Annotated in this window: 18 protein-coding genes and 1 tRNA gene; 8 read left to right on the top strand and 11 right to left on the bottom strand. The window is 68.2% G+C overall.

Annotated elements, in window-relative coordinates:
- Nucleotides 1-56: 56 nt before the first annotated feature.
- From OHB49_RS20555 to OHB49_RS20540, 4 genes are all read right to left on the bottom strand, one after another.
- On the bottom strand, nucleotides 57-1,775 hold the full coding sequence (locus OHB49_RS20555) for a relaxase/mobilization nuclease domain-containing protein (RefSeq protein WP_329162024.1): 1,719 nt from the start codon (nucleotides 1,773-1,775) through the stop codon (nucleotides 57-59).
- 5 nt (nucleotides 1,776-1,780) lie between these two features.
- Nucleotides 1,781-2,356 carry a plasmid mobilization protein gene (locus OHB49_RS20550; protein ID WP_329162022.1) on the bottom strand — a complete coding sequence of 192 codons (576 nt, stop codon included), beginning with the start codon at nucleotides 2,354-2,356 and terminating at the stop codon, nucleotides 1,781-1,783.
- A 92-nt stretch (nucleotides 2,357-2,448) separates the two neighbouring features.
- Nucleotides 2,449-3,243, bottom strand: a complete 795-nt coding sequence (locus OHB49_RS20545; RefSeq protein ID WP_329162020.1) for a DUF2637 domain-containing protein — start codon at nucleotides 3,241-3,243, stop codon at nucleotides 2,449-2,451.
- A 186-nt stretch (nucleotides 3,244-3,429) separates the two neighbouring features.
- Nucleotides 3,430-4,671 (bottom strand): DUF3631 domain-containing protein, encoded by a 1,242-nt coding sequence (locus OHB49_RS20540; protein ID WP_329166564.1) that lies wholly within the window; start codon nucleotides 4,669-4,671, stop codon nucleotides 3,430-3,432.
- Nucleotides 4,672-4,962: 291 nt separating this feature from the next.
- Between OHB49_RS20540 and OHB49_RS20535 the strand changes: the two genes are divergently transcribed.
- The 4 genes from OHB49_RS20535 to OHB49_RS20520 all read left to right on the top strand — a co-directional run bounded on the left by OHB49_RS20535 (nucleotide 4,963) and on the right by OHB49_RS20520 (nucleotide 8,308).
- Complete coding sequence (locus OHB49_RS20535) at nucleotides 4,963-5,487, top strand: helix-turn-helix domain-containing protein (protein ID WP_329162018.1); 525 nt, start codon at nucleotides 4,963-4,965, stop codon at nucleotides 5,485-5,487.
- 179 nt (nucleotides 5,488-5,666) lie between these two features.
- Entirely contained in the window at nucleotides 5,667-5,888 is a 222-nt protein-coding gene (locus tag OHB49_RS20530) for a helix-turn-helix domain-containing protein (RefSeq protein ID WP_329162016.1), read from the top strand.
- Nucleotides 5,888-7,036 carry a tyrosine-type recombinase/integrase gene (locus OHB49_RS20525; RefSeq protein WP_329162014.1) on the top strand — a complete coding sequence of 383 codons (1,149 nt, stop codon included), beginning with the start codon at nucleotides 5,888-5,890 and terminating at the stop codon, nucleotides 7,034-7,036. Before OHB49_RS20530 ends, OHB49_RS20525 begins: the two co-directional genes overlap by 1 nt.
- Nucleotides 7,037-7,138: 102 nt before the next feature.
- A complete protein-coding gene (locus OHB49_RS20520) occupies nucleotides 7,139-8,308 on the top strand; it encodes a hypothetical protein (RefSeq protein ID WP_329162013.1) in 1,170 nt (389 codons plus the stop codon).
- A 239-nt stretch (nucleotides 8,309-8,547) separates the two neighbouring features.
- Here OHB49_RS20520 and OHB49_RS20515 read toward each other — a convergent pair.
- A tRNA-Gly gene (locus tag OHB49_RS20515) sits at nucleotides 8,548-8,621 on the bottom strand.
- Nucleotides 8,622-9,098: 477 nt separating this feature from the next.
- Here OHB49_RS20515 and dcd point away from each other — a divergent pair.
- Together dcd and OHB49_RS20505 are read left to right on the top strand one after the other, a co-directional pair.
- Nucleotides 9,099-9,674 (top strand): dCTP deaminase, encoded by a 576-nt coding sequence (gene dcd, locus OHB49_RS20510; protein ID WP_030977663.1) that lies wholly within the window; start codon nucleotides 9,099-9,101, stop codon nucleotides 9,672-9,674.
- 9 nt (nucleotides 9,675-9,683) lie between these two features.
- On the top strand, nucleotides 9,684-10,181 hold the full coding sequence (locus OHB49_RS20505) for a phosphoribosyltransferase (protein ID WP_267003717.1): 498 nt from the start codon (nucleotides 9,684-9,686) through the stop codon (nucleotides 10,179-10,181).
- Nucleotides 10,182-10,262: 81 nt separating this feature from the next.
- Here OHB49_RS20505 and OHB49_RS20500 read toward each other — a convergent pair whose 3' ends face one another.
- From OHB49_RS20500 to OHB49_RS20475, 6 genes are all read right to left on the bottom strand, one after another.
- Complete coding sequence (locus OHB49_RS20500; protein ID WP_329162012.1) at nucleotides 10,263-11,177, bottom strand: Yip1 family protein; 915 nt, start codon at nucleotides 11,175-11,177, stop codon at nucleotides 10,263-10,265.
- 324 nt (nucleotides 11,178-11,501) lie between these two features.
- Nucleotides 11,502-12,932 (bottom strand): FG-GAP repeat protein, encoded by a 1,431-nt coding sequence (locus OHB49_RS20495; RefSeq protein WP_329162011.1) that lies wholly within the window; start codon nucleotides 12,930-12,932, stop codon nucleotides 11,502-11,504.
- A 38-nt stretch (nucleotides 12,933-12,970) separates the two neighbouring features.
- Nucleotides 12,971-14,422 (bottom strand): FG-GAP-like repeat-containing protein, encoded by a 1,452-nt coding sequence (locus tag OHB49_RS20490; RefSeq protein WP_329162010.1) that lies wholly within the window; start codon nucleotides 14,420-14,422, stop codon nucleotides 12,971-12,973.
- A 77-nt stretch (nucleotides 14,423-14,499) separates the two neighbouring features.
- Nucleotides 14,500-15,969 (bottom strand): FG-GAP-like repeat-containing protein, encoded by a 1,470-nt coding sequence (locus tag OHB49_RS20485; protein ID WP_329162009.1) that lies wholly within the window; start codon nucleotides 15,967-15,969, stop codon nucleotides 14,500-14,502.
- Between the two features lie 437 nt (nucleotides 15,970-16,406).
- Nucleotides 16,407-18,674 carry a (Fe-S)-binding protein gene (locus tag OHB49_RS20480; RefSeq protein ID WP_329162008.1) on the bottom strand — a complete coding sequence of 756 codons (2,268 nt, stop codon included), beginning with the start codon at nucleotides 18,672-18,674 and terminating at the stop codon, nucleotides 16,407-16,409.
- A 109-nt stretch (nucleotides 18,675-18,783) separates the two neighbouring features.
- On the bottom strand, nucleotides 18,784-19,383 hold the full coding sequence (locus OHB49_RS20475; protein ID WP_329162007.1) for a sugar transferase: 600 nt from the start codon (nucleotides 19,381-19,383) through the stop codon (nucleotides 18,784-18,786).
- A gap of 317 nt (nucleotides 19,384-19,700) precedes the next feature.
- On the opposite strand from OHB49_RS20475, the gene dnaK reads away from it, so the two are divergent.
- Complete coding sequence (gene dnaK / locus OHB49_RS20470; RefSeq protein WP_329162006.1) at nucleotides 19,701-21,554, top strand: molecular chaperone DnaK; 1,854 nt, start codon at nucleotides 19,701-19,703, stop codon at nucleotides 21,552-21,554.
- Complete coding sequence (gene grpE, locus OHB49_RS20465; RefSeq protein WP_030977678.1) at nucleotides 21,551-22,201, top strand: nucleotide exchange factor GrpE; 651 nt, start codon at nucleotides 21,551-21,553, stop codon at nucleotides 22,199-22,201. Before dnaK ends, grpE begins: the two co-directional genes overlap by 4 nt.
- Nucleotides 22,202-22,237: the final 36 nt, after the last annotated feature.

Raw genomic sequence — 22,237 nt, 5'->3', positions numbered from 1 at the left:
AGGGTCAGGCGAACGGGCTGCCGATCGGCGTCACGTCATAGACGCCGGCGTTGTGCTCAACGCTGGCGAGAGCGCGCACCGTGTGTACTCGCGAGAGTGGCCGGAGGGACGGTGTGCAGGTCCTGTGCCGCCGTGCGCTGGTTTGCTGGTGCAGCGGTGGGCATCTTGGCGGGTACGAGGTCCAGCCGGTACAGGCGCCAGACAAGCACCTCGCTGACAGAGTCTGCGCTGTAGAGCTCCCGCTGCGCCGAGACCTTACGCAGGAGGGCTGTGGTGTCGTGGCCGGCGCGCTGTGCCTGGTCGAGTACGGCCGTCAGGGCGGGCCAACCGGCCTCGACCTGGACGCGGTCGGCCAGCTTGGGCAGTGCAGAGCGGAACGCTTGGGCGTGATGCTGCTGCGTGCGGGCGGTGAGCCTTTCGCCGTAAGCGCGCATGTCGGCCAACGGGTCTGCAGCAGCAGCCCGGTACGCCGTGCGCAGGTGCATGGCGGTTCGGCGTGCGGCTTCGGCTTGTTGGCCGTGATGGTGGGCGGCGTGCCAGTGTCCGGCGGCGATGACGGTGAGGATCAGAAGGTCCAGGACCAGAGCGGTGGTGGCGCCATCTGCGCCGCGTCCGAGGGCAGGGCCGGAGTGGACGATCTGGCGGGCAGCCCGTCGCAGGGCGTACATCTGGGTCTGCTCGCCGCGAATGTGGGAGCGCACTGCGTGCTCGAAGGTCCGTGCGGCGTCTTGGAGTTCCTTATGTGGACGGCCCAGGGTGGTTTGGGTGAGGGCGTCGAGGACTTCGCCCACCCCGACGAGGTGGGCAGCCACGGCCTCGTCGTCGGGGGAGGCGAGCGCGGTGAGTGCCGTATCGACGGCTTCGGCGGCGAAACGGCGGGCGCGGCCTGGGGCGGATTCGCCGAATCGTTCCATGAGGGCCGGGGGCTCGGGGGCGTTCCCGTTGGCCTTGAATCGCTCACGGATCTTGGGCAGGGACAGGTCTGGTGCGAGTTTCGAGCCGGAGTACCAGATGGGTTCCTGGTCGGCGTTGCGATCGCCGACGATCGCGATGGCGTAACCGAGCAGGTCACCGGATGGCGCGACGCGCTTCTTGATGCGTACGCCTTCGGCGGCCAGGCGGTCGAAGAACTCGGTCTCGTCAGCGGCGCCGGCGAGGGCGCGGTGGACGTGCTCTCGCAGCAGTTCACGCGAGGTGGCCTCCTGACCGAGGCGTTCGGCTTTGCGGCGCTCGGCACTGGTGGGGCGTTTGGCGGCGGTGCCGTCGCCCTTCTTCAGTTGTCGCAGGCCGAATTCCCTTTCGATCTCCCGGCATTCCGCCTGGGCGCGAGTGGCGTCCTTGTGGCGGCGTGGCTGGGTGCGGTCGGCGCGTACGAGGGTGGCGACGAGATGGATGTGATCGGGAGCGTGCCGGACGGCGATCCAGCGGCATGCTTGCTCGTCGCCTTCGGGGGCGATGCCAGTGGCGTTGACGATGCGGCGTGCGACGGTGGCCCATTCCTCGTCGCTCAGGATGCGGTCGGTGTCCGCGGTGCGCACCGAACAGTGCCAGACATGCTTGGCCGGCGCCTTGTACTTCAGGGCGTCGACCCACTGGTCCAGATCGGCGGCGAGTTCGGTGAACGTGGCGCTCGGATCGCGGCCGGGATCGGCGATGAAGGGGTCGTAGGCGGCGACGATGTGCGGGTCGATGTGGGCTTCGATGTCGCTGGTTCGGTAGAGGTACTTGAGCAGGCCGATCGTCCGGCCGCCGGGCGGATTGATGTCGGGGACCAAGGAGTTCAGCTCACCAGCTTCCGGGCGGCAGCCTTCACCATGGCTGCCGCCTCGCCGACCTCATTGGTGGCGCGGGCGAGATGGATGACGTCGCCGCCGGAGTTCAGGATCCGCGCCATCTGATTGATGTTGTTGCCGACACGGGCCAGGTCGACGCGGGCAGCTTCGAGCCGGTCGAGGGCCTCGTCCTGGTCGAGTCCGTTCCGGCCGCGGAGTTGTGCGTGGACCGCCTGAGCTATGAACCGGGCTTTGGAGACCCCCTTTGCGTCGGCGGCGGCCTGGATCTCGGCTTCTTCGGCCTCGCTGGCGCGGAAGGTCAGGCGTTTTACGCGCTGGCGGGGCTGGCGGGGGCGTCGACGGCCCTGCCTGGCTGTGAGCTTGTCCCGCTGGTGGCCGCCCTCGGCCACCAGTTCCTGGTCGGGCGCCCCCTGGCGCAGGACCTCCTCCGCCACCCCTGGGGCGGGGGCAAGCGCGCTGGACCGGCCCTTGGACGGTCCAGCGCTACAGCTTGCTCCGTCCGGGGCTGGGGTGAAGGGCATCTGCTCCTGTGTTGAGGCGAGTTCGTGGTCGAGGTCATGCATGGGGAATCCTGCAAGCAGTAGTGGGGTGAGGGCCCGCCCCTCCCGTGCTGATTCGCGGGAGCGGCGGGCTGGGATGACGTGGGCTGCGGGGTTCAGTTGGTGCCCGTGGTGGCCTCGTCGAGTTCGGCCTGCAGCAGGTTCTTGACCTCATCCAGGCGGCTCCGGGAGATGCCGAAACCCTTGTCCCGGATCGCCTTCTCGACGTTGCGGCGCGAGACGCGGCCGGCCCGCCCGAGGGGGGCTGTGCGACCGATGTCGATGGCCTGCTCCAGGGAGACGCTTGGCTGTTGACCTCGTGGCTTACCGGGCTGGTGCGTGGCTTCCGCCACTTGCTTCGTGGTCGGTCCCGCCGCGGCGTTGGCACTGTCCTTGTTTACCTCAGCGGGTTTGTGGCCGTTGTTGGCGCTGTGGCCCTTGCTGTTGTGGCTTTCGGGAGTGGTCGGGCGCCGGGCGACGAGGAGGTAGAGGTGGACGGATCCGGCCAGGGCGAGTGGGGCGATGGCGGAAATGACGCCGACGGTGACGTCGTCGAGGGCAAGTCCGGCGTGGCCGGCTTGCTGGTTGAGGCGGATGGCATGCAGGACGTTGGCCCAGATGCTCGTGGCGGTGGCGATGCCGACCAGCGCCGAGACATAGAGGCGAGCGGGCAGCGGTGCGGTCCGCAGGATGAGCAGGGCGCCGATCCCGATGGCGATGAAGCCGTCGATGACGAGGGGGAAGGCGTAGGTGAGAGCCCGGTGGATGTGGCTGGCGACAGCCATTTGGCGCAGGGCGTCGTAGGAGAGCGCGAAGGCTGCCACGGCCAGCAGCGCCACACCCGTGCGGATTGCGGCGGCCAGTGGCGCCGGGGCAGCGGGTGGGGCGATGACGGTGGTGGGTGAGGGCAAAGGTGGTGCTCCAGGGGTGCGGAGGCGGCTGATGTGGCCGTGGTCGGGGAGACTCGTCGCGACTCGTTGCGTGCCTGGTCAGAGCAGGTACGGGAGCGGCGGTGATGTCGAGTCGACTCGTTGCGGGCCGGTGACCCGTAACCGCGCTGACCTGCGCGGGTACGGGTCGCGACGGGTCGTGTCGGGTCAGGCGCCGGTCGTGGAGTCCGGCTCGGGGCAGTAGCGCGCCCAGGCGTCGGCGAACTGCAGGCGGGTGAACCCCCGGGCTTGGACGTTGCCGGGGAAGCGGCGGTTGGCCGCGCTGATGCCGTAGTGCTTCAGCAGGATCTGCAGCCCGCGCGGGGTCAGGCCCTTGTCGGTGTACCCAGGCCAGGGCGACTCGTCGTCCTGATTCAGGATGTCGAGGAGGCGGCCGGTGCGGATCGCGGAGAGGTTGCCCTCAGCGGCGAAGGCGCGGCGGATGTCGGCCAGGAGGCGGATGCTCAGGCCGCCGTTGTCCTGGTCCTGCTCGACCTCGTGCTTCGTCATCGCCTGGCAGGCGGCGCGCGCGAGGTCGGGCCACTGGCCGCCGGCGAGGTCGGCGACGGCGACCAGCGGCTCCCAGGTGTCGGCGGCCCGGTCCTCGACCGGCATGCTCGGTGTCAGGTCCATCGCCTCGGCGTGGAGCGGGGCCAGCCAGGCCACGAGCCGGTCGCGCAGTGCGTGCAGCTCGGGCGTGTCCCGGACAGTGCGGAACTCCGCGACCTTCTCGCCCGGCCTGCGGCGGCGCATCCGGATGACGACCGACCGGTCCATGATCGTGTCGGGCAGGTCGCCGATGCCCGCGAGGGCGGCCATGGCGAAGGTGGGGAACTTCGAGACCTCGTGGTTGGGGCCCGAGACCCGCAGGGTGGGCCGGTTGCGCTGGTGTCCGGCGTTGAGCAGGCCGCGCATCTCCTCGTTCTTCTCCGCGACCTTCGCCGAGCCGAAGAGGGTGTCGGCCTCGTCGACCAGCAGAGTGGGCGGGGCCTCGGTGATCGACCGGAAGACCGCGGCGGCGGAGGCGTTGACCGTGATGAGCGGGTCGTGGACGGTTTCGGTGATCACGTCCAGGAGCCGCGATTTGCCGCACCGTTTGGCCGGTCCGACGACCGCGAGGCGTGGGGCGTGCTGCCACGCCGTCTGCAGGTGGGTGGCCGCCACCCACAGCGTCACGGCGGTGACGGCTTCCTCGCCCGGCAGCACGACGTACCGCCGGAACTGCGCCCGTAGGTCTGCCAAGACCTGTTCTCCCTCGGAGGCCGGGGCGGGTTCGGGCTCGTCTGCGGGCGGCTGCGCGGACGGCGGCGTGGAGGACACGGGCTCGGCCGGTTGGCCGGGTATGGCAACGGCCGGCCACACGACGGGCGTGGCGGAGAGGGATGGCGTGTTCGGGGTGACTTCGTCCATACTGGGCATCGAGCTCCTCTGCTTGCGGGCCACATGGGACGGCAATCCCGGCCTCGCAGGTTGATCGCTAGGGATGGCGGTTGAGAGGTTTGCGCTTGGCCCCCCGGCTGTGCCGGGGGGCTTTTTCGTGCGCTTGAGCGGCCGTACGACTCCTTGGGTCTGCTGTGGCTGGCACCACCACTTTGCCACATGAATTGCTGATTGCAGAAGTGTTCTGCATCTCGCAGAAGCATGCTACTGTTGATCTCGTTGCAAATGGCAGCGACGTACTACGTACGGAAGGAGGTGGGTATGGCTGACGAAGGCTCCCCCCAAGGGGTCCTGCTCAGCGGCGAGGAGAACGTCGCGGTACGGATCAAGCTGGAACGCGAAGCGCGCGGCTGGAGCACCAACTCCCTGTCCGACCGCATGAACGAGGCCGGGTTCGAGATGAACCCGTCCGCGGTCTGGCGCATCGAGAACCGCAAGCGCCGTATCAACGTGGACGAAGCGATCGGGTTCGCCGAGGTCTTCGGCGTCTCGCTGCGCAACATGGTCGGCCCTCCCCGGCTCGCGGCCATGGCCCGCGCCATGGAACTCATCGACGACGTCGTCGACGCGTACCGCCAGACGCAGCGCGCCAACGCCGCCTTCACGCGGGCGCGCGACGCCCTCGACGCCTACCTCGCCGAGCACCCCGACATCCGTGAAGAGGCCGATGTGATGGTCTCCAACGCCATGGCCGAAGCGGCCAGCAGCCACCTGCTGCAGGCTTACGGGGCCCCGCCCGGCGAACATCCCAACACCGACCAGCACGGCTCCGCCCCAGAGGCGTAGCCCAGCTCCGACCCCCTGGGCACGCAAGCCCCCAGGAACGGGTCAGCACAATCGCCATCCCTTTCGACCGACCTCGGCAGACCGGCGTTGCCGCGCCCCTGACTGCCAGGAGAGGACTTCCCTTGCGCCGACCGGCGATATCTCATGCCTCCGCACAGACTGCGCGTGCCGCGAAGGAGGTGACACACACGGCTGACCGCCTCCTAACCGTGGAGGAGGCCGCCCAGCGCCTCGGAACAGGCGTCCGCTTCATCCGGCGTCTCATCCAGGAGCGCCGCATTCGCTACGTGAAGCTCGGCAAGCCCGTCCGCATCCCGGGGAACGCCCTGGCTGCCTACATCGAGGAGCGGACGGTCCTGACTACGAGTGAGGCGCGAGCCCGCTACGGGAAGGCAGCCTGATGGCAGGCCGCAAGCCGCAGCGGCGGCGCGAATTCGGCTCCGTACGCCAGCTCTCCTCCGGCCGGTGGCAGGTGCGCTATTGGGCCCCGGACGGCAGTCGACGGGCCGCTCCGGAGACGTTCGCGGCCAAGACCGAAGCGCAGACCTGGCTCACCCTCACCCAGGCCGACATTGAGCGCAAGCACTGGGTGGACCCCGACGCCGGTGCGGTCAACTTCGAGACGTACGCGGTGAAGTGGATCGAGGAGCGCGGACTCTCCGCCACTACGGAGGAGCTGTACCGCAGGCTCCTGCGGCTACACCTCCTGCCTGCGTTCGGCTCCATGAACCTGGACGGCATCACGCCGCCCGGCGTGCGCACCTGGCGGGCCGAGCGACTGGAGGCGACCGGCACGACGACCGTCGCCAAGTCTTACCGTCTCCTCAAGGCCATCATGGAGACGGCCACCGACGACGAGCTGATCCGCCGCAATCCCTGCCGGATCAGGGGCGCCGGCAGCGAGAAGGCTAAGGAACGCCCGACGGCCACCGTCGAACAGGTCGACGCCCTCGCTGATGCCATGGGGCCGAGGTGGCGGCTGATGGTGTACTTCGGTGCCTACGGCCCGATGCGCCCAGAGGAGCAGGCGGCCCTGCGACGGCCCGACGTCACGCTCGAACCCCTCGCGGTCAAGATCAGTGACGCAGCACCCGAGCTGACCACCGGCCGTCGGGTCGAAGGCGACACGAAGTCGACCGCTGGCAGGCGCACCGTCTTCCTCCCGGCCTTCCTGCACATCGAGGTGAAGCGCCACCTGGACTGGTACGCCGAGAAGGAGGCCAACGGGCTCCTGTTCGTAGGCGAGAAGGGCGCCCCTTTCCGGCGGTCCACATTCGGTCGCAAGTGGCGCAGGGCGCGGGCCAAGGTCGGCCTGCCGAAGGACTTCCGCTTCTACGACCTCCGCCATACCGGCCACACCCTGTCCACCCAGTCGGGTGCCACGCTCAAGGACACGATGGTCCGCGCAGGCCAGTCCTCGGAGAAGGCGGCGCTGATCTATCAGCACTCCGACGACGAGCGGCAGCGTGAGGTGGCTACAGGGATGGACGAGCGGGTGCGTACCCAACGCCGTCGGGCGGCCGAACGCAAAAGGGCCCACGAGGCGTAGCCGCACCACCGGGTTGGGGCAGGCCAGGTGATGGACTGCCCCAACCCGTCAAAGAGACTGTTTTCCCTCGCGCGGTGGTGCTGCCCTGCCACTCTGGCTCGCGTGACTCATGTCGTGACTGTAGACATCCGGATCCCCGCTGGCGCTCAGGAGATGGATGCTCTGCAACGTGCTGGCGCTGTATCCCTACTTGAGCTGGGCTTTGCGTCGATCGACGGCATTGAAGGCCCGGACGACATGGAGGCGGATCTCCTCGACTCCATCGTGGCGGTGTACCCCGGCGGGGCACTGCTCAAGGTCTTCGTTGACGCTCCCTCATTGGAGTTCGCCGAGGACGCTGTCCGATCCGTTGTGGGCGAGCTTCTTGAGCGTTCGGATCTGCTGTCCGAGTGGACCGTCGACCGGTGCGAGGTCGAATTACACCCCGAGTTGGCGAAGGAGAGCCTTGATGCGGCAGACGGTCCTGATGCACCACCTGACGATCCGGCGTCCCGCAGAGCCCGTCACACTCAGCCGGTCGCAGGATCGGATTCCGAGTCCTGGATCGAGGCGGATCAGGCGGCTGAGAGCGCGGCTATGCGCATCACGCTCCGCTCTATGGCGGGCGGACTGAAGTCCTTCGGTCCCGAGATGTTCGGAGTCGCCGGCGAGGAGGACAGGGAAGAAGCCGAGGAGGATGCGTTCGACTTCGGCGTTTCGGCGGAGGACGCCGGACTCGCCGCAGGAGCGCTGGTACACGGCACTCATCTGCTCGTGGACGAACTGTTCCAGGACCTGCAGACCCTCGCTCAGCACCGGACAACCGTCGCCGAGAGCGAGCGCCCGTTCTGGCTCCTGGAAGAGCTGCCCGACCGCTACGCACTGCAGTACAACGCCGCCTTCGCGCGCCGCTTCCTCGTGACCGCGATCGCTTTGACCACCCGCTTTACCAACGGGTCATTCCAGCAGCTCAGCTGTGTGGCAGAGGAACTCTCGCTCAGGTTTCTCCTGGGACAGGCCAAGAGCACGCTCGACATGTACGGCCTTCTGGACTCGGGGACGTCATCAGCGCTCGACTGTTTCGCCGACCAGGTCTACGAGGACATGGACCACGAGTGGCTGTACGACGACGCGACGGACGGCATTGATGAGGACCCGGCACTCGCGCATATGGGCATCGCACCTATGAGCATCAAGAGCTGGTTCACCCCCTTCAACGAAGGCAGGTACGTCCACCCGTACGCCCTCGATGTCCAAGCGAGCTCCGGGGAAGAGGGTGGGTCAAGGGAGTAGACCCTTCTGCACCGTCACTTCGCATAAGTGATGCCCACCCACACTCATTCAGAGTGATGCAGGTCACGTCAAGTGGGTCTCGGAATCCGAGATGCCGAGAGTTGTTGCCGTTTGAGCCGGTCCGCTATCCGCCCCTTCGGCTGTGAGTTTGGGCGACTTGGGGCACGCGAAGGGCACGGCGGGCTGAGGGTGGTCCAGACAACAAGCAAGGCCCAGGTCGCTGACCTGGGCCTTCGTCGTGGAGCGGGTGACGAGAATCGAACTCGCGCTCTGAGCTTGGGAAGCTCATGTTCTACCATTAAACTACACCCGCGCGGAGCGCTGGTTGATCAACGCTCATCGTCGCACACTGTACCCCATGGCAGGCCCCCGGTGCGTGAGCCGGGGGCCTGGGTGTTGTGTCCGAGGTGTGGATGCGGCTGCCGGGGGCGGGAGTTGGGGCGTAGCGTACGTGGTCGGAGTGCCGCCTGGAGCGGCGTCCTGTTCATCCCCTAATGTGGCTTTCTCGTCCAAGGCTTGTTGGGGAAGGGACTTGATGGACTCCATGGAGCGCACCGTCGTCCGCTGTGCCGAAGGGCACATTTTCGCTACCGCTTCGTTCCCGCTGCAGCAGCTCGGGTCCGGTCGGATCGGTCCCGGGAGGCTTATCCGCTGTCCGCGTTGTGCCCGGTTGCGGCATGCCGTTCCTGTGGTGTTCGAGGAGCGGTAGAGGCGTCGGCAGACGGTTGTGCCAGAGCGCGCGGGGCGGTCCGGTTGGGGCGGGCCCGCGCGCTCTGCGTATCCTCGGGACGTGCTTCTCTCAGACAAGGACATCCGGGCCGAGATCGACGCCGGGCGGGTCCGCATTGATCCGTTCGATCCGTCGATGGTGCAGCCCTCGAGCATCGACGTGCGGCTCGACCGCTACTTCCGGGTGTTCGAGAACCACCGCTATCCGCATATCGACCCAGCCGTCGAGCAGGCGGACCTGACCCGTACGGTCGAGCCGGACGGGGACGAGGCGTTCATCCTGCATCCCGGCGAATTCGTGCTCGCCTCGACGTACGAGGTCATCTCGCTGCCCGACGATCTTGCGTCGCGGCTGGAGGGCAAGAGCTCGCTCGGCCGGCTCGGGCTGGTGACGCATTCGACGGCCGGGTTCATCGACCCCGGGTTCTCCGGGCATGTGACCCTGGAGCTGTCGAATCTCGCGACGCTGCCGATCAAGCTGTGGCCGGGAATGAAGATCGGCCAGCTGTGCATGTTCCGGCTGAGTTCTCCGTCGGAGTTCCCGTACGGCTCGGAGCGGTACGGGTCGCGCTACCAAGGGCAGCGTGGGCCGACGGCCTCGCGTTCGTTCATGAACTTCCATCGGACTCAGGTGTGATGCCGGACCATGAATGACGTACGAGAGAACCTGACGTACGAGGCGTTCGGTCATGCCGTGCGGGAGCTCGCGCAGACCGTCGCCGACGACGGGTACGAGCCGGATGTGGTGCTCAGCATCGCCCGGGGCGGGGTTTTCGTCGCGGGCGGGCTGGCGTATGCGCTGGACTGCAAGAACATCCACCTGGTGAATGTGGAGTTCTACACCGGGGTCGGGACGACGCTGGAGATGCCGGTCATGCTGGCGCCCGTTCCGAATGTCATTGATTTCTCGGACAAGAAGGTCCTGATCGCCGATGATGTCGCCGATACGGGCAAGACGCTGAAGCTGGTGCGCGATTTCTGCATCGATCACGTCGCCGAGGTGCGCAGCGCGGTCATCTACGAGAAGTCGCACTCGCTCGTGAAGTGCGAGTACGTGTGGAAGAAGACCGATCGCTGGATCAACTTCCCGTGGAGTGTGGAAAAGCCTGTCGTGCGGCGCAGTGGGCAGGTTCTCGACGCCTGAGGCGGAAGCCGCAGTGGAAAGTGGATGACCCCCGGTGCCGCGGCGCCGGGGGTCATTTCTGTGGTGCGGGTGGTGGGTGCGTCAGATCGTGCCGAGCTTGATGATCGACAGAAGGGCGATCAGCTGGATCGCGGATGCGCCCAGTGCCTTCGGCCACGGCAGGTCGTGCGACTTGCTGACCATCGAGGTGAAGAGTGCGGCCGAGGCCAGCCAGGTCACCCAGCCGAGGACCTGGACCAGGGAGTTCTCGCCGCCCAGGAACAGCGCGAATATCAGGCGCGGTGCGTCCGTGATCGACATGATCAGCATGGAGAGGCCGACCGTCGGCTGCCAGGCGCCGTCGCCGCCGAGCTGGCGGGCGAGGGTGTGGGTGACCGCGCCGAGGACGAGGCCGCCGATGACGAAGCCGACGCCCGTGAGGACGACGTACGGGACGGCGGCGGAGAGCGTCGCGTGGATCGCGTCGTCGCGGGCCTGGTCGAAACCGAAGAGTGCCAGCAGGCCGTAGAGGAACGTGACGATGAGCGCCGGACCCCAGACGGGGTAGTCGCGCATCTGCCAGAACGTCGGGCCGGGGCGCAGCACGATGCCGCTCAGCAGATCCTTCCAGTGCAGGCGGGGGCCTGCGGGCTGGGCGGGGGCCTGGCCGGCGCGGTAGGTGTTGCCGTCGCCGTACGGGTCCTCGTCGATGCTGAACGCTTGCGTGTGACCCGGGTTGTTGGCGTACGGGTCGCCTCGGTGGGGCTGCTGGGGCTGGTTGTACGGGTCGCCGAAGTATTCGGGCTCGCCGTGTGCGCCGCCGTAGCCGCCGTTGCCCTGATGTCCGCCGGGCCGGCCGGCTGTGTACGGGGTGCCGTTGCCTCCCGTCGGCGGCCATGGCTGCTGACCGTACGGCGGCGGTGGTGCCTGCGTGCCGTACGGCTGCTGCCGCGGTTGCTGTTGCCCTTGCTGCGGGGTGCGGTTGTCCCGGCCGCGTCCGATCCTGAATCCAGCCACGTAATCGAACGTACCTGGTCCGGGACAGTGAGGTGCCGGGCCCGGAGGATCGGGCCCGGCTTTGCGGCCGAGCTGTGACATCCCCTAAGGGTGTCCCGGGGCAGCAGTGAGGGGTGTGTACGGGGCGGTCGGGAGTGCGGATCCGTGCCGGAGGGGATCGACGGCCGAGGGCACTCCGAGCGCGCGCGGGGAGAACGCGCTGGGCCTGGCCGGACAGGGCCGGGAACCATCTGAATCCCCGAAGGCGACGAGCCCGCCCGGATGCTGTGCACCACTCGGGACGGGCTCGCCGACGGTCATGCGTCATGTACGAGACGTATTTGATCAACGGGGTTGGGCGAAGTCCTCGCCCAGCGCGGGGAAGCCGGCCGAGGCCAGACCCAGTGAAGTGGCGGTACAGCCAACGGATTTGGTGCCCGTGAGACCGGTCGACGTGCCGGGCAGGTACCAGATCCCGCCCACCTCGTTCTCGCCCGCGACGCCGATGGACAGGTCCGCTTTGGCGTTGCCGTTGAGGTCGGCGAGACGTACTGCCGAGCCGAAGCTGTCGAGGTTCTCAGCCGTGCCCGGGACCGCCGTGCTGTTCTGCGTGAAGGAGACCGCGCGCGTCGTGGTCAGACCGGTCGCCGAGCCTCGAAGGACGGTGACCGCACCGGCCTCGGGCTGGTCACCGACGCCCTCGGCCGGGGCCCCCACGGCAACATCCGCGTAGCCGTCGCCGTTGATGTCGCCCATGGCGACGGAGTCACCGAATCCGTCCCAGGTCTCGGCGGTGCCGGGAATCCCGGAGGACGCCTGGCTGAGCGTGCGTGCGGGGCGCGTGGCGCCCAGGCCGGCCGGGCTGCCATGGAGGACTGTGATCTGGCCGCCCTTGGCGATGCCCGCTTTCGCCTCGTTGCCGTGCTTGTCGCCGCGGCCGAGGACGACGTCTGCATATCCGTCCGCGTCGATGTCGCCGACGGCTCCGGTGAGGCCGTCCGCAGCGATCTCTGTGTTCTGCCACTCGCCCGAGTCCCAGCTCATCACTGCGACCTCGCCCCCGAGGTCGTCGTCGGCCATTCCGCCCAGCATGAGGAGTTCGTCGCTGCCGTTGCCGGTGATGTCACCGACGGCGAGGTTTCGTGTGGTGTCGTTGAAGATGTACTCGGTATCGGCTGCCGTGCCCGAGCGGGTGAACGGGCCTTCCATGTGCCACAGGTCGCCGTTCCCGGCGGCCATGACCTCGATCGAGCCATCGCCGTCGAAGTCGCCGGTCGCGACGGACATTCCGCTGCGGTCCTTGTCGAAGCGCCGGCGGGGAGGGGACAGAGTGGCCCCGCCCGACAGCCCCGATGCGCTGCCCCACAGAACGGTGACGCTGCCTGCGTCCGTGTAGGTGCCGACGTCCTCGTATTCGGCGCCGACGACAAGGTCTGCGTATCCGTCGCGATCGAGATCCGCGGAGGCGAGGCTGGATCCGAAGCTGTCGGACTTCTCGGCGGCGCCAGGCACCGAGGCGGAGTTCTGGCTGATCACCGTGCGGCTGGAGGCGGCCAGGCCGGATGCTGAGCCGTAGGTGACAACGATGGCTCCCGCGCCGACTTCGCCGCTGACAGTGGCGTCAGGAGCTGATGTCGCGAGGTCGCGGTACCCGTCGCCGTTGAAGTCGTCCGCGTACTTCGTGGTACCGGCGGAGGCAGGTGTGGTGGGCAGGGTGAGGGGGGTCAGGCCCGCCGCGACGAGGGCGGCCAGGGCCGTGGTGGTGCGAAGACGCATGGCAGTTGCTTCTCCAGGGAACGGGTGGCGTGTCGGGGTCACGGAGCGAGTACGGACGACCAGGAGGTGTCCGTGGTCGTGGGCAGACCCACGGAGCCGGCCATGATGCTGTAGGACGTGGCGAGGCTCAGGCCCGTGGAAGAGGCCTTGAACACCCAGACACCGCCGGTGCTGCGGGTGGCACCCGGGGCGACTTCGCCCGGTGTGCCGACGGCGAGATCGGGCCTGCCGTCCTTGGTGAAGTCGGCGAGGCGGACCGTCGCGCCGAACCTGTCGGAGCGCTCGGAGGCTCCGGGTACGCCTGCGGAGTTCTGCGTGATGCTGGTGGAGCCCGCGCCGGTGGGACCGGTCGCGCTTCCCGGGATCACGATCACGCTGCCCGCGTCCCGGGTGCCGTTGAGGTCCTCACCGGGGACGCCGACCGCGATGTCGCCGTATCCGTCCTGATTGATGTCGGCGACGCTCACATCGGCGCCGAAGGAATCGTCGCTCTCGGCGGTTCCGGGCACTCCGGGGGTGTCCTGGTGGATCAGGATCGGCGTGGCGGCGGGGTCGATGCCCTGCGCGCCGCCGGGCCAGATGGCGATCTGACCGCCCAGGTGGCCGGTGCCGGGCTGGGGTGTGCCGTCGATGGTCATGTCGCCGGGATCTCCGATGACGAGGTCGCGGTACCCGTCGCCGTTGACGTCACCGATGGTGGCGTTGTCGCCATCGGTGGAGAGCGGCGGCTCGTAGGTCTGGGTGTCGTGGGGGTTGACGAACACACCGCCCGCCGGGTGGTCGCCGAGGCCCACGGAGATCTCCACTTCGTCCGGGTGCCCGTTGTTGTCCAGGTCGCCCAGTAGTGCGTCCTCGGCGGACGGGTTGTCTACAAGCAGTGCGGACGAAGCGGGTTTCCCGGTCCGGCTGACGGGCCCGCTGAGCGTCCGCACGGCACACCAGCCCGGCACGGTCACGACGGCACGAGAGGTGGCGGTGGGGCTGGTGGCGGCGAGCCCGGTCCCGAAGGAGCAGCCGTCACCGCCGAAGGCCGGGGACGGCGTGGACAGCGCGACACCGGTCTTGAGCCCCTGGGAACTGCCCCAGAGGACAGTGACCGAGCCCCGGTTGCGTGCGTCGCCCACATCCTCGTACGGCGAGCCGACGAGCAGGTCCGCGTAGCCGTCCGCGTCCAGGTCGGCCGAGGCCACGGACTCGCCGAACCGGTCGTACGCCTCCGCGGTGCCCACCACGCCCGCGGTGGCCTGGGAGATCAACTGCTTCTTGGCCTTACCGGGACCCGCTGCCGAACCATAGAGGACGACGACGGCACCTGCTTCCGCCTTGCCGGAGACGGTGGCGTCGGGGGCACCCACCACCAGGTCGCGGTAACCGTCGCCGTTGAAGTCGTCGGCGTACTTGGCGGCAGCCGCGAACGCGGGTGCCGGGAAGCTGAGGAGGGCGGTCGTGGTGAGCATCGCTGCCGCCAGGACAGGGGTGCGCTTCCGCATGGTGCTCCAGAGGTGGGTGGCGATAGGGAAGGGGCCCGCACCGAGACGGTGCGGGCCCGACAACGCGAAGCGGCCGGTCAGTTGGCCGCGTTGCCGCCCAGTCCCGGGTACGCGTCGGTGGACACGCCCACCGACGTCGTCGAGAGCGAGCGCGCGCCCGTCGTGGTGATGCGGGTGCCGTTGGACGGGAGGTAGGTCAGCGCGCCGTTGCCGCCGTTCTCGCCGTACGCGCCGATCGTCAGGTCCGCCTTGCCGTCGCCGTTGACGTCGGTGAGCTTGACCTCGTTGCCGAAGTAGTCCTTCGACTCGTCCGAGCCGGGGACGCCGGCCGTGGACTGGGCGAAGAACTGGCCGCCGGACTGGGTGTTGATGCCGGATGCGGAGCCGTACAGGACCGTCACGGAGCCGGTGTCCACGGCGCTGCCCAGGTTTTCGCCCGGGGCGCCGACGACCAGGTCCTGGAAGCCGTCGCCGTTGATGTCGCCGAGGGACAGCTCGCCGCCGAAGTAGTCGCCGCGCTCGGAGCCGCCGGGGACGTTGCCGGTGTCCTGGCTGATGGCCGTGGTGGTGGCGGGGCCGCCCGCGGAGCCGTACGTGATGTTGACCTTGCCGCCGTCGACCGTGCCGGGCAGCACCGGGCCGTCCTTGGGCTTGTCCCACTCCTGGCCGGTCACGATATCGCCGAAGTTGTCCCCGTTGACGTCGCCGATGGCGGTGATGATGCCGGGCTTCAGTGCCTTCGCGGACGAGGCGTTCAGGCCGGATGCGGTGCCGGGAACGTAGTAGTTGGTGTTCCAGCCGTAGTCGGTCGTGGTCTCGTAGCCGTCGACCACGAGGTCGGTGGCGCCGTCGCCGTTCACGTCGCCCGCGGTGAGGTTGAGCGGACCGCTGGTGCCGCCGGACTCGATCGGCGGCTTGACGGTGTACCGGCCGCCCGAGGTGCCCGTCTTGGTGATGCCGCCCTTGTAGACGTAGATCGTGCTCGCCGAGGAACCGATCGCGAGGTCGTCCTTGCCGTCGTTGTCGAAGTCGCCCGCGGCGAGCGTGCGGCCCCAATGGTCGTGCGAGGAGACGGCCGGGTCCTTGATCGTCGTGCCGCCGGTGAGGCCCGAGGAGGAACCCCACAGGATCGCGACGGTGCCGCCGTCGGTGTCGCCGTCCACGTCCTCATAGTGCGCGGAGACGGCCAGGTCGTCGAACCCGTCGGCGTTGAAGTCGCCGTAGGCGCTGACCCAGCCGAAGGCGTCGCCGGTCTCGGCGCTGCCGGGCACGCCGGTCGTGTTCTGGCTGACCGTTTTGCGGGCGGTGGACGTCACGCCGTTCGCGGAGCCGTACAGGGCGACGATCTGGCCGGCGTCCTTCTTGCCGCCTACGGTCGCCCAGCCGGCGGAGAAGGCGACGTCACCGATGTGGTCGCCGTTGAAGTCGGCCATGGGGTGGTGGACGGAGTCGGCGGCGCCGGCCACGCCCGTCGAGAGGGAGAGCAGTCCGCCCGTCAGCGCGGCCGCGGCGGCCGATGCGAGGGCGATACGCAGGTGTTTCTGCATGCGGGTTCTCCTGCAGCATGCGGGGATGCCTGGCGGGCATCCGCAGTCAATGGGGTGCGTTCCGCGAGCGTTTGCCGGGAGTTGTCCCAGGTGTAGCCCTGCAGTTGGCGAACAGGAGACTCGCGGTGGGGCCGGAGGGTTGTATGGGGGCCGCAACTATTTCTGGGGCGGGAGGTGGCGGCGGGAGGGGGAGGCGCGGGGCCTCCCCGGAGGCTCCCGTTTCCGGCCGAGCACCGCCCTGTACGAAACCGTCCCGAAAGCCCCGGCTCCGCTCCCGGGCGGCCCGTCGCTCTCCGCGTCGGCCGACTGCTCGCCGACGGTTGAGGCACACCGGAAGCGTCGCCCCGCAGCACTGTGAAGCGGTGGGGGCGGAGGGGCCGGAAACGACAGGAGGGGCTGACGGGGAGTTCCCCGTCAGCCCCTCCTGCGGCCGAAAGCTACTTCACCGGCTCCGGCTCCGGCGCACTCTCGGACTCCGGCTCGCCCGCCGGGTCCGCCGGGGTCTTCACCGAGTCGAGCAGCAGCTGCGAGACGTCGACCACCTGGACCGACTCCTTCGCCTTGCCGTCGTTCTTCTTGCCGTTGACCGAGTCGGTCAGCATGACGAGGCAGAACGGGCAGGCGGTGGAGACGATGTCCGGGTTGAGGGAGAGGGCTTCGTCGACGCGCTCGTTGTTGATGCGCTTGCCGATCCGCTCCTCCATCCACATCCGGGCACCACCGGCGCCGCAGCAGAAGCCGCGCTCCTTGTGGCGGTGCATCTCCTCGTTCCGCAGACCCGGCACCTTCGCGATGATCTCGCGCGGCGGCGTGTAGATCTTGTTGTGCCGGCCCAGGTAGCACGGGTCGTGGTACGTGATCAGGCCCTCGACCGGGGTCACCGGGATCAGCTTCCCCTCGTCCACCAGGTGCTGGAGCAGCTGCGTGTGGTGGATGACCTCGTACTCGCCACCGAGCTGCGGGTACTCGTTCGCGATGGTGTTGAAGCAGTGCGGGCAGGTCGCGACGATCTTCTTGGACGACTTGGGCTTCTTCGTCGTCTCGTCCTCGTCGTCCTCGCCGAACGCCATGTTCAGCATCGCGACGTTCTCCTGGCCGAGCTGCTGGAACAGCGGCTCGTTGCCCAGGCGGCGGGCCGAGTCTCCCGTGCACTTCTCGTCGCCACCCATGATCGCGAACTTCACGCCCGCGATGTGCAGCAGCTCGGCGAAGGCCTTCGTGGTCTTCTTGGCCCGGTCCTCCAGGGCGCCCGCGCAGCCGACCCAGTAGAGGTAGTCGATCTCCGACAGGTCCTCGACGTCCTTGCCGACGATCGGGACCTCGAAGTCGACCTCCTTGGTCCACTCGACGCGCTGCTTCTTGGCGAGCCCCCAGGGGTTGCCCTTCTTCTCCAGGTTCTTGAGCATCGTGCCCGCCTCGGACGGGAACGCGGACTCGATCATCACCTGGTAACGGCGCATGTCGACGATGTGGTCGATGTGCTCGATGTCGACCGGGCACTGCTCCACGCACGCACCGCAGGTGGTGCAGGACCAGAGCACGTCCGGGTCGATGACGCCGTTCTCCTCGACCGTGCCGATGAGGGGGCGTTCGGCCTCCGCCAGCGCCGCGGCCGGGACGTCCTTCAGCTGTTCCTCGGACGCCTTCTCGTTGCCCTCCATGTCCTTGCCGCCACCGGCGAGCAGGTACGGGGCCTTGGCGTGCGCGTGGTCGCGCAGCGACATGATCAGGAGCTTCGGGGAGAGCGGCTTGCCGGTGTTCCATGCGGGGCACTGCGACTGGCAGCGACCGCACTCCGTGCACGTGGAGAAGTCGAGGATGCCCTTCCAGGAGAACTGCTCGACCTGGGAGACACCGAAGACGTCGTCCTCGCCCGGGTCCTCGAAGTCGATCTCCTTGCCGCCGGAGGTCATCGGCTGCAGCGCGCCGAGCGCGACCGCGCCGTCCGCGTTGCGCTTGAACCAGATGTTCGGGAAGGCGAGGAAGCGGTGCCAGGCAACACCCATGTTGGTGTTGAGCGAGACCGTGATCATCCAGATCAGCGAGGTGCCGATCTTGATCATCGCGGTGAAGTAGATGAGGTTCTGCAGCGCGCCGAGGCCGAGTCCCTTAAAGGCGAGGACCAGGGGGTACGAGACGAAGTACGCGGCTTCGTAGCCCTCCACGTGGTGGATCGCGCCCTCGAGACCGCGCAGGGTCAGGATCGCCAGGCCGATGACGAGGATGACGTACTCGACGAAGTACGCCTGCCAGGCCTTGGAGCCCGCGAACCGGGACTTGCGGCCGGCCCGGGAGGGCAGGTTCAGCAGCCGGATGGCGATCAGCACGAGGATGCCGACCGTCGTCATCAGGCCGATGAACTCGATGTAGAGCTCGAAAGGCAGCCATTCACCGATGATCGGCAGCACCCAGTCGGCCTTGAAGAGCTGTCCGTACGCCTGGAGCAGCGTCGGCGGCAGCGTCAGGAAGCCGATGGCGACGAACCAGTGCGCGAAGCCTACGATCCCCCACCGGTTCATCCGGGTATGGCCGAGGAACTCCTTGACCAGGGTGATCGTGCGCTGCTTCGGGTTGTCGGTGCGGCTGCCTACCGGGACCGGCTGTCCGAGTTTGACGAACCGGTAGATCTGCGCGACGGCTCGGGCGATGAGCGCAACGCCGACCACAGTCAGCACCAGCGACACGATGATCGCGGCGAGTTGCATTTGGGGGCTCCTCGGGCCTGCGAGGGTGGGATCCGGCACTTGTGGGACGTGTCGGAGTACAAGCGATTACTAAGCAGTAACTTAATCAGTCTGTGCTGACACTATCCACTTATTCCGCCGCGCTGTAGCCGCGCAGTCGGTGATCTGTGTCGCTCAGGTGTGCCTTGCCGCGGTGGGTGAGCCTGCGGACCGCGGCGCGCAGCGGAATGTGGGCCGCCGCCGCCAGGATCGTCAGATCGAGTCCCAGCCAGTGGTGCTCGGCGTAGTGCTGGTCGAGCAGGGCCGGTTCGTCCCACGGCATCCCGGAGCGGGAGCGGACCTGGGCCAGGCCGGTCAGGCCGGGTCTCAGTTCCTGCCGCCAGTGTTGCGCGCCGGGCCCGTCCCCGGCGCCGCCGGTCGTTCCGTCGGCGGTCCCGGCCCGCTCGTCGTCCGGGGGGAGCGGTTCCGGTCCGACGAGGGAGAGCTCTCCCCGTACGACATGGGGCAGCCGGGAGAGCAGGTCGAGGCGCAGTCGGCGGGTGCGCAGGGTGCGCAGTACGAAGGGCCGGCCGGCCAGGCCGATCCGCACGGAGCGGGTCAGTACGCCGCCGGGTGGCCGCCGTGCGGCGAGCGCGGCGGCTCCTGCGGCGAGCAGGGGGGCGGCCAGGACGAGCAGGACCGAGCCGAGGGCCAGATCCAGCGCGCGCTTCGCCGTCATCTGCGTCTGCATCGTGCACACCTGCCGGGTTGGACGGGTCGGATGCCGGTTTTGTGCATCTCGCGGCATTTTGTGACAGAACGATCCCATGCGGCGATGATGGAGCGGGGCGTGTGGGCCGTCGGGTCGGTAGGTGTCACCCTCGATCGCCGGTAGTGGTCGCTGGATATGTGCCCGGATATGCACCCCTCGCATCTCGGACAAACCGCAGGTGGCGCGAGGTGTGTGCACGATAGTTGAGTCGACCCCGCTCAGGTCTGTTGACTCTGGGGCGGGTGTCATGCATCCTTGAGTCAGATCCACTCAAGTAGTCAGTTGGAGGAATTGAAATGGCACGTGCGGTCGGCATCGACCTGGGCACGACTAACTCCGTCGTCAGCGTTCTCGAAGGCGGCGAGCCCACCGTCATCACCAACGCCGAAGGCGCCAGGACCACGCCGTCCGTCGTCGCCTTCGCGAAGAACGGCGAGGTGCTGGTCGGCGAGGTCGCCAAGCGTCAGGCGGTGACCAACGTCGACAGGACCATCCGGTCGGTCAAGCGCCACATGGGCACCGACTGGAAGATCGACCTCGACGGCAAGAGCTTCAACCCGCAGCAGATGAGCGCCTTCATCCTGCAGAAGCTGAAGCGCGACGCGGAGTCGTACCTGGGCGAGAAGGTCACCGACGCGGTGATCACGGTCCCGGCGTACTTCAACGACTCCGAGCGTCAGGCGACGAAGGAGGCCGGCGAGATCGCGGGCCTGAACGTCCTGCGTATCGTCAACGAGCCGACCGCCGCCGCACTGGCGTACGGGCTCGACAAGGACGACCAGACGATCCTCGTCTTCGACCTCGGTGGCGGCACCTTCGACGTGTCGCTCCTGGAGATCGGCGACGGCGTCGTCGAGGTGAAGGCCACCAACGGCGACAACCACCTCGGTGGTGACGACTGGGACCAGCGCGTCGTCGACTACCTGGTGAAGCAGTTCGCCAACGGTCACGGTGTGGACCTGTCCAAGGACAAGATGGCTCTCCAGCGTCTCCGCGAGGCCGCGGAGAAGGCGAAGATCGAGCTGTCCTCCTCCACGGAGACCACGATCAACCTGCCCTACATCACGGCATCCGCCGAGGGCCCGCTGCACCTGGACGAGAAGCTCACGCGCGCCCAGTTCCAGCAGCTCACCGCGGACCTCCTGGAGCGCTGCAAGAACCCGTTCCACAACGTCATCAAGGACGCGGGCATCCAGCTCTCCGAGATCGACCACGTCGTTCTCGTCGGTGGCTCGACCCGTATGCCGGCCGTCGCCGAGCTCGTCAAGGAGCTGACCGGTGGCCAGGAGGCCAACAAGGGTGTGAACCCGGACGAGGTCGTCGCCATCGGTGCCTCGCTCCAGGCCGGTGTCCTCAAGGGTGAGGTCAAGGACGTTCTGCTCCTCGACGTCACGCCGCTGTCCCTCGGTATCGAGACCAAGGGCGGCATCATGACGAAGCTCATCGAGCGCAACACCACGATCCCGACCAAGCGGTCCGAGATCTTCACGACGGCCGAGGACAACCAGCCGTCGGTGCAGATCCAGGTCTACCAGGGCGAGCGCGAGATCGCGGCGTACAACAAGAAGCTCGGCATGTTCGAGCTGACCGGTCTGCCGCCGGCCCCGCGTGGTGTCCCGCAGATCGAGGTCGCGTTCGACATCGACGCCAACGGCATCATGCACGTCGCTGCCAAGGACCTCGGCACCGGCAAGGAGCAGAAGATGACCGTCACCGGTGGCTCCTCGCTGCCGAAGGACGAGGTCAACCGGATGCGTGAGGAGGCCGAGCAGTACGCGGAGGAGGACCACCGCCGTCGCGAGGCCGCCGAGTCCCGCAACCAGGGCGAGCAGCTCGTCTACCAGACGGAGAAGTTCCTCAAGGACAACGAGGACAAGGTCCCCGGTGACGTGAAGACGGAGGTGGAGGACGCGCTCACCGAGCTGAAGGAGAAGCTCAAGGGCGAGGACACCGCCGAGATCCGTACCGCCACCGAGAAGGTCGCGGCCGTCTCGCAGAAGCTGGGCCAGGCGATGTACGCGAACGCACAGGCCGAGGGCGGCCCGCAGGCCGAGCCGCAGCCCGGCCAGGCGCACGCCGACGGCGCGGACGACGTCGTCGACGCCGAGATCGTGGACGACGAGCGGGACGCCAAGGGCGGTGCGGTGTGACCGAGGAGACTCCGGGCTTCGAGGAGAAGCCTGACGTCCCCTCCGGCGCCACCCCTGACGGAGCTGAGCCGAAGGACGCCGCCCCCTCTTCGGAGGAGGGGGCGTCCCCGGCCGGGGACTCAGTACAGACAGTCGGCCTCACCGCCCAGCTGGACCAGGTCCGCACCGCGCTCGCCGAGCGCACGGGCGACCTCCAGCGGCTCCAGGCCGAGTACCAGAACTACCGCCGCCGCGTCGAGCGGGACCGGGTCACGGTCAAGGAGATCGCTGTCGCGGGTCTCCTGTCCGAGCTCCTGCCCGTGCTCGACGACGTCGGTCGCGCCAGGGAACACGGCGAGCTCGTGGGCGGGTTCAAGTCGGTGGCCGAATCACTCGAGACGGTCGTCGCCAAGCTGGGCCTGCAGCAGTTCGGCACGGAGGGCGAGCCCTTCGACCCGACGATCCACGAGGCGCTGATGCACTCGTACGCGCCGGACGTCACCGAGACGACCTGCGTGGCGATCCTCCAGCCGGGGTATCGCATCGGCGAGCGCACCATCCGCCCCGCGCGGGTGGCGGTGGCCGAACCCCAGCCGGGGGCGGCCCCTGCGGCGGCGAAGGAAGAGAAGACAGACGACGAGGAGAGCGGTGGCACCGAGGAGGTCTGACATTTCGTCCGACCACCGAGGGGCCCACCGTCTGCC

The organism is Streptomyces sp. NBC_01717 (assembly GCF_036248255.1).
Lineage (GTDB): Bacteria > Actinomycetota > Actinomycetes > Streptomycetales > Streptomycetaceae > Streptomyces.
The sequence above is the reverse complement of the archived record's forward strand: the minus strand, read 5'-3'. Positions and strand labels throughout refer to the sequence as shown.

Bases quoted from the DNA above. Each gene is read 5' to 3' on its own strand.
- dnaK (WP_329162006.1), top strand. From the start codon at position 19,701: ATGGCACGTGCGGTCGGCATCGACCTGGGCACGACTAACTCCGTCGTC.
- OHB49_RS20550 (WP_329162022.1), bottom strand. From the start codon at position 2,356: ATGCATGACCTCGACCACGAACTCGCCTCAACACAGGAGCAGATGCCC.
- OHB49_RS20540 (WP_329166564.1), bottom strand. From the start codon at position 4,671: ATGGACGAAGTCACCCCGAACACGCCATCCCTCTCCGCCACGCCCGTC.
- OHB49_RS20525 (WP_329162014.1), top strand. From the start codon at position 5,888: ATGGCAGGCCGCAAGCCGCAGCGGCGGCGCGAATTCGGCTCCGTACGC.
- OHB49_RS20505 (WP_267003717.1), top strand. From the start codon at position 9,684: ATGAATGACGTACGAGAGAACCTGACGTACGAGGCGTTCGGTCATGCC.
- OHB49_RS20535 (WP_329162018.1), top strand. From the start codon at position 4,963: ATGGCTGACGAAGGCTCCCCCCAAGGGGTCCTGCTCAGCGGCGAGGAG.
- OHB49_RS20495 (WP_329162011.1), bottom strand. From the start codon at position 12,932: ATGCGTCTTCGCACCACCACGGCCCTGGCCGCCCTCGTCGCGGCGGGC.
- OHB49_RS20475 (WP_329162007.1), bottom strand. From the start codon at position 19,383: ATGCAGACGCAGATGACGGCGAAGCGCGCGCTGGATCTGGCCCTCGGC.
- OHB49_RS20480 (WP_329162008.1), bottom strand. From the start codon at position 18,674: ATGCAACTCGCCGCGATCATCGTGTCGCTGGTGCTGACTGTGGTCGGC.
- OHB49_RS20490 (WP_329162010.1), bottom strand. From the start codon at position 14,422: ATGCGGAAGCGCACCCCTGTCCTGGCGGCAGCGATGCTCACCACGACC.
- OHB49_RS20485 (WP_329162009.1), bottom strand. From the start codon at position 15,969: ATGCAGAAACACCTGCGTATCGCCCTCGCATCGGCCGCCGCGGCCGCG.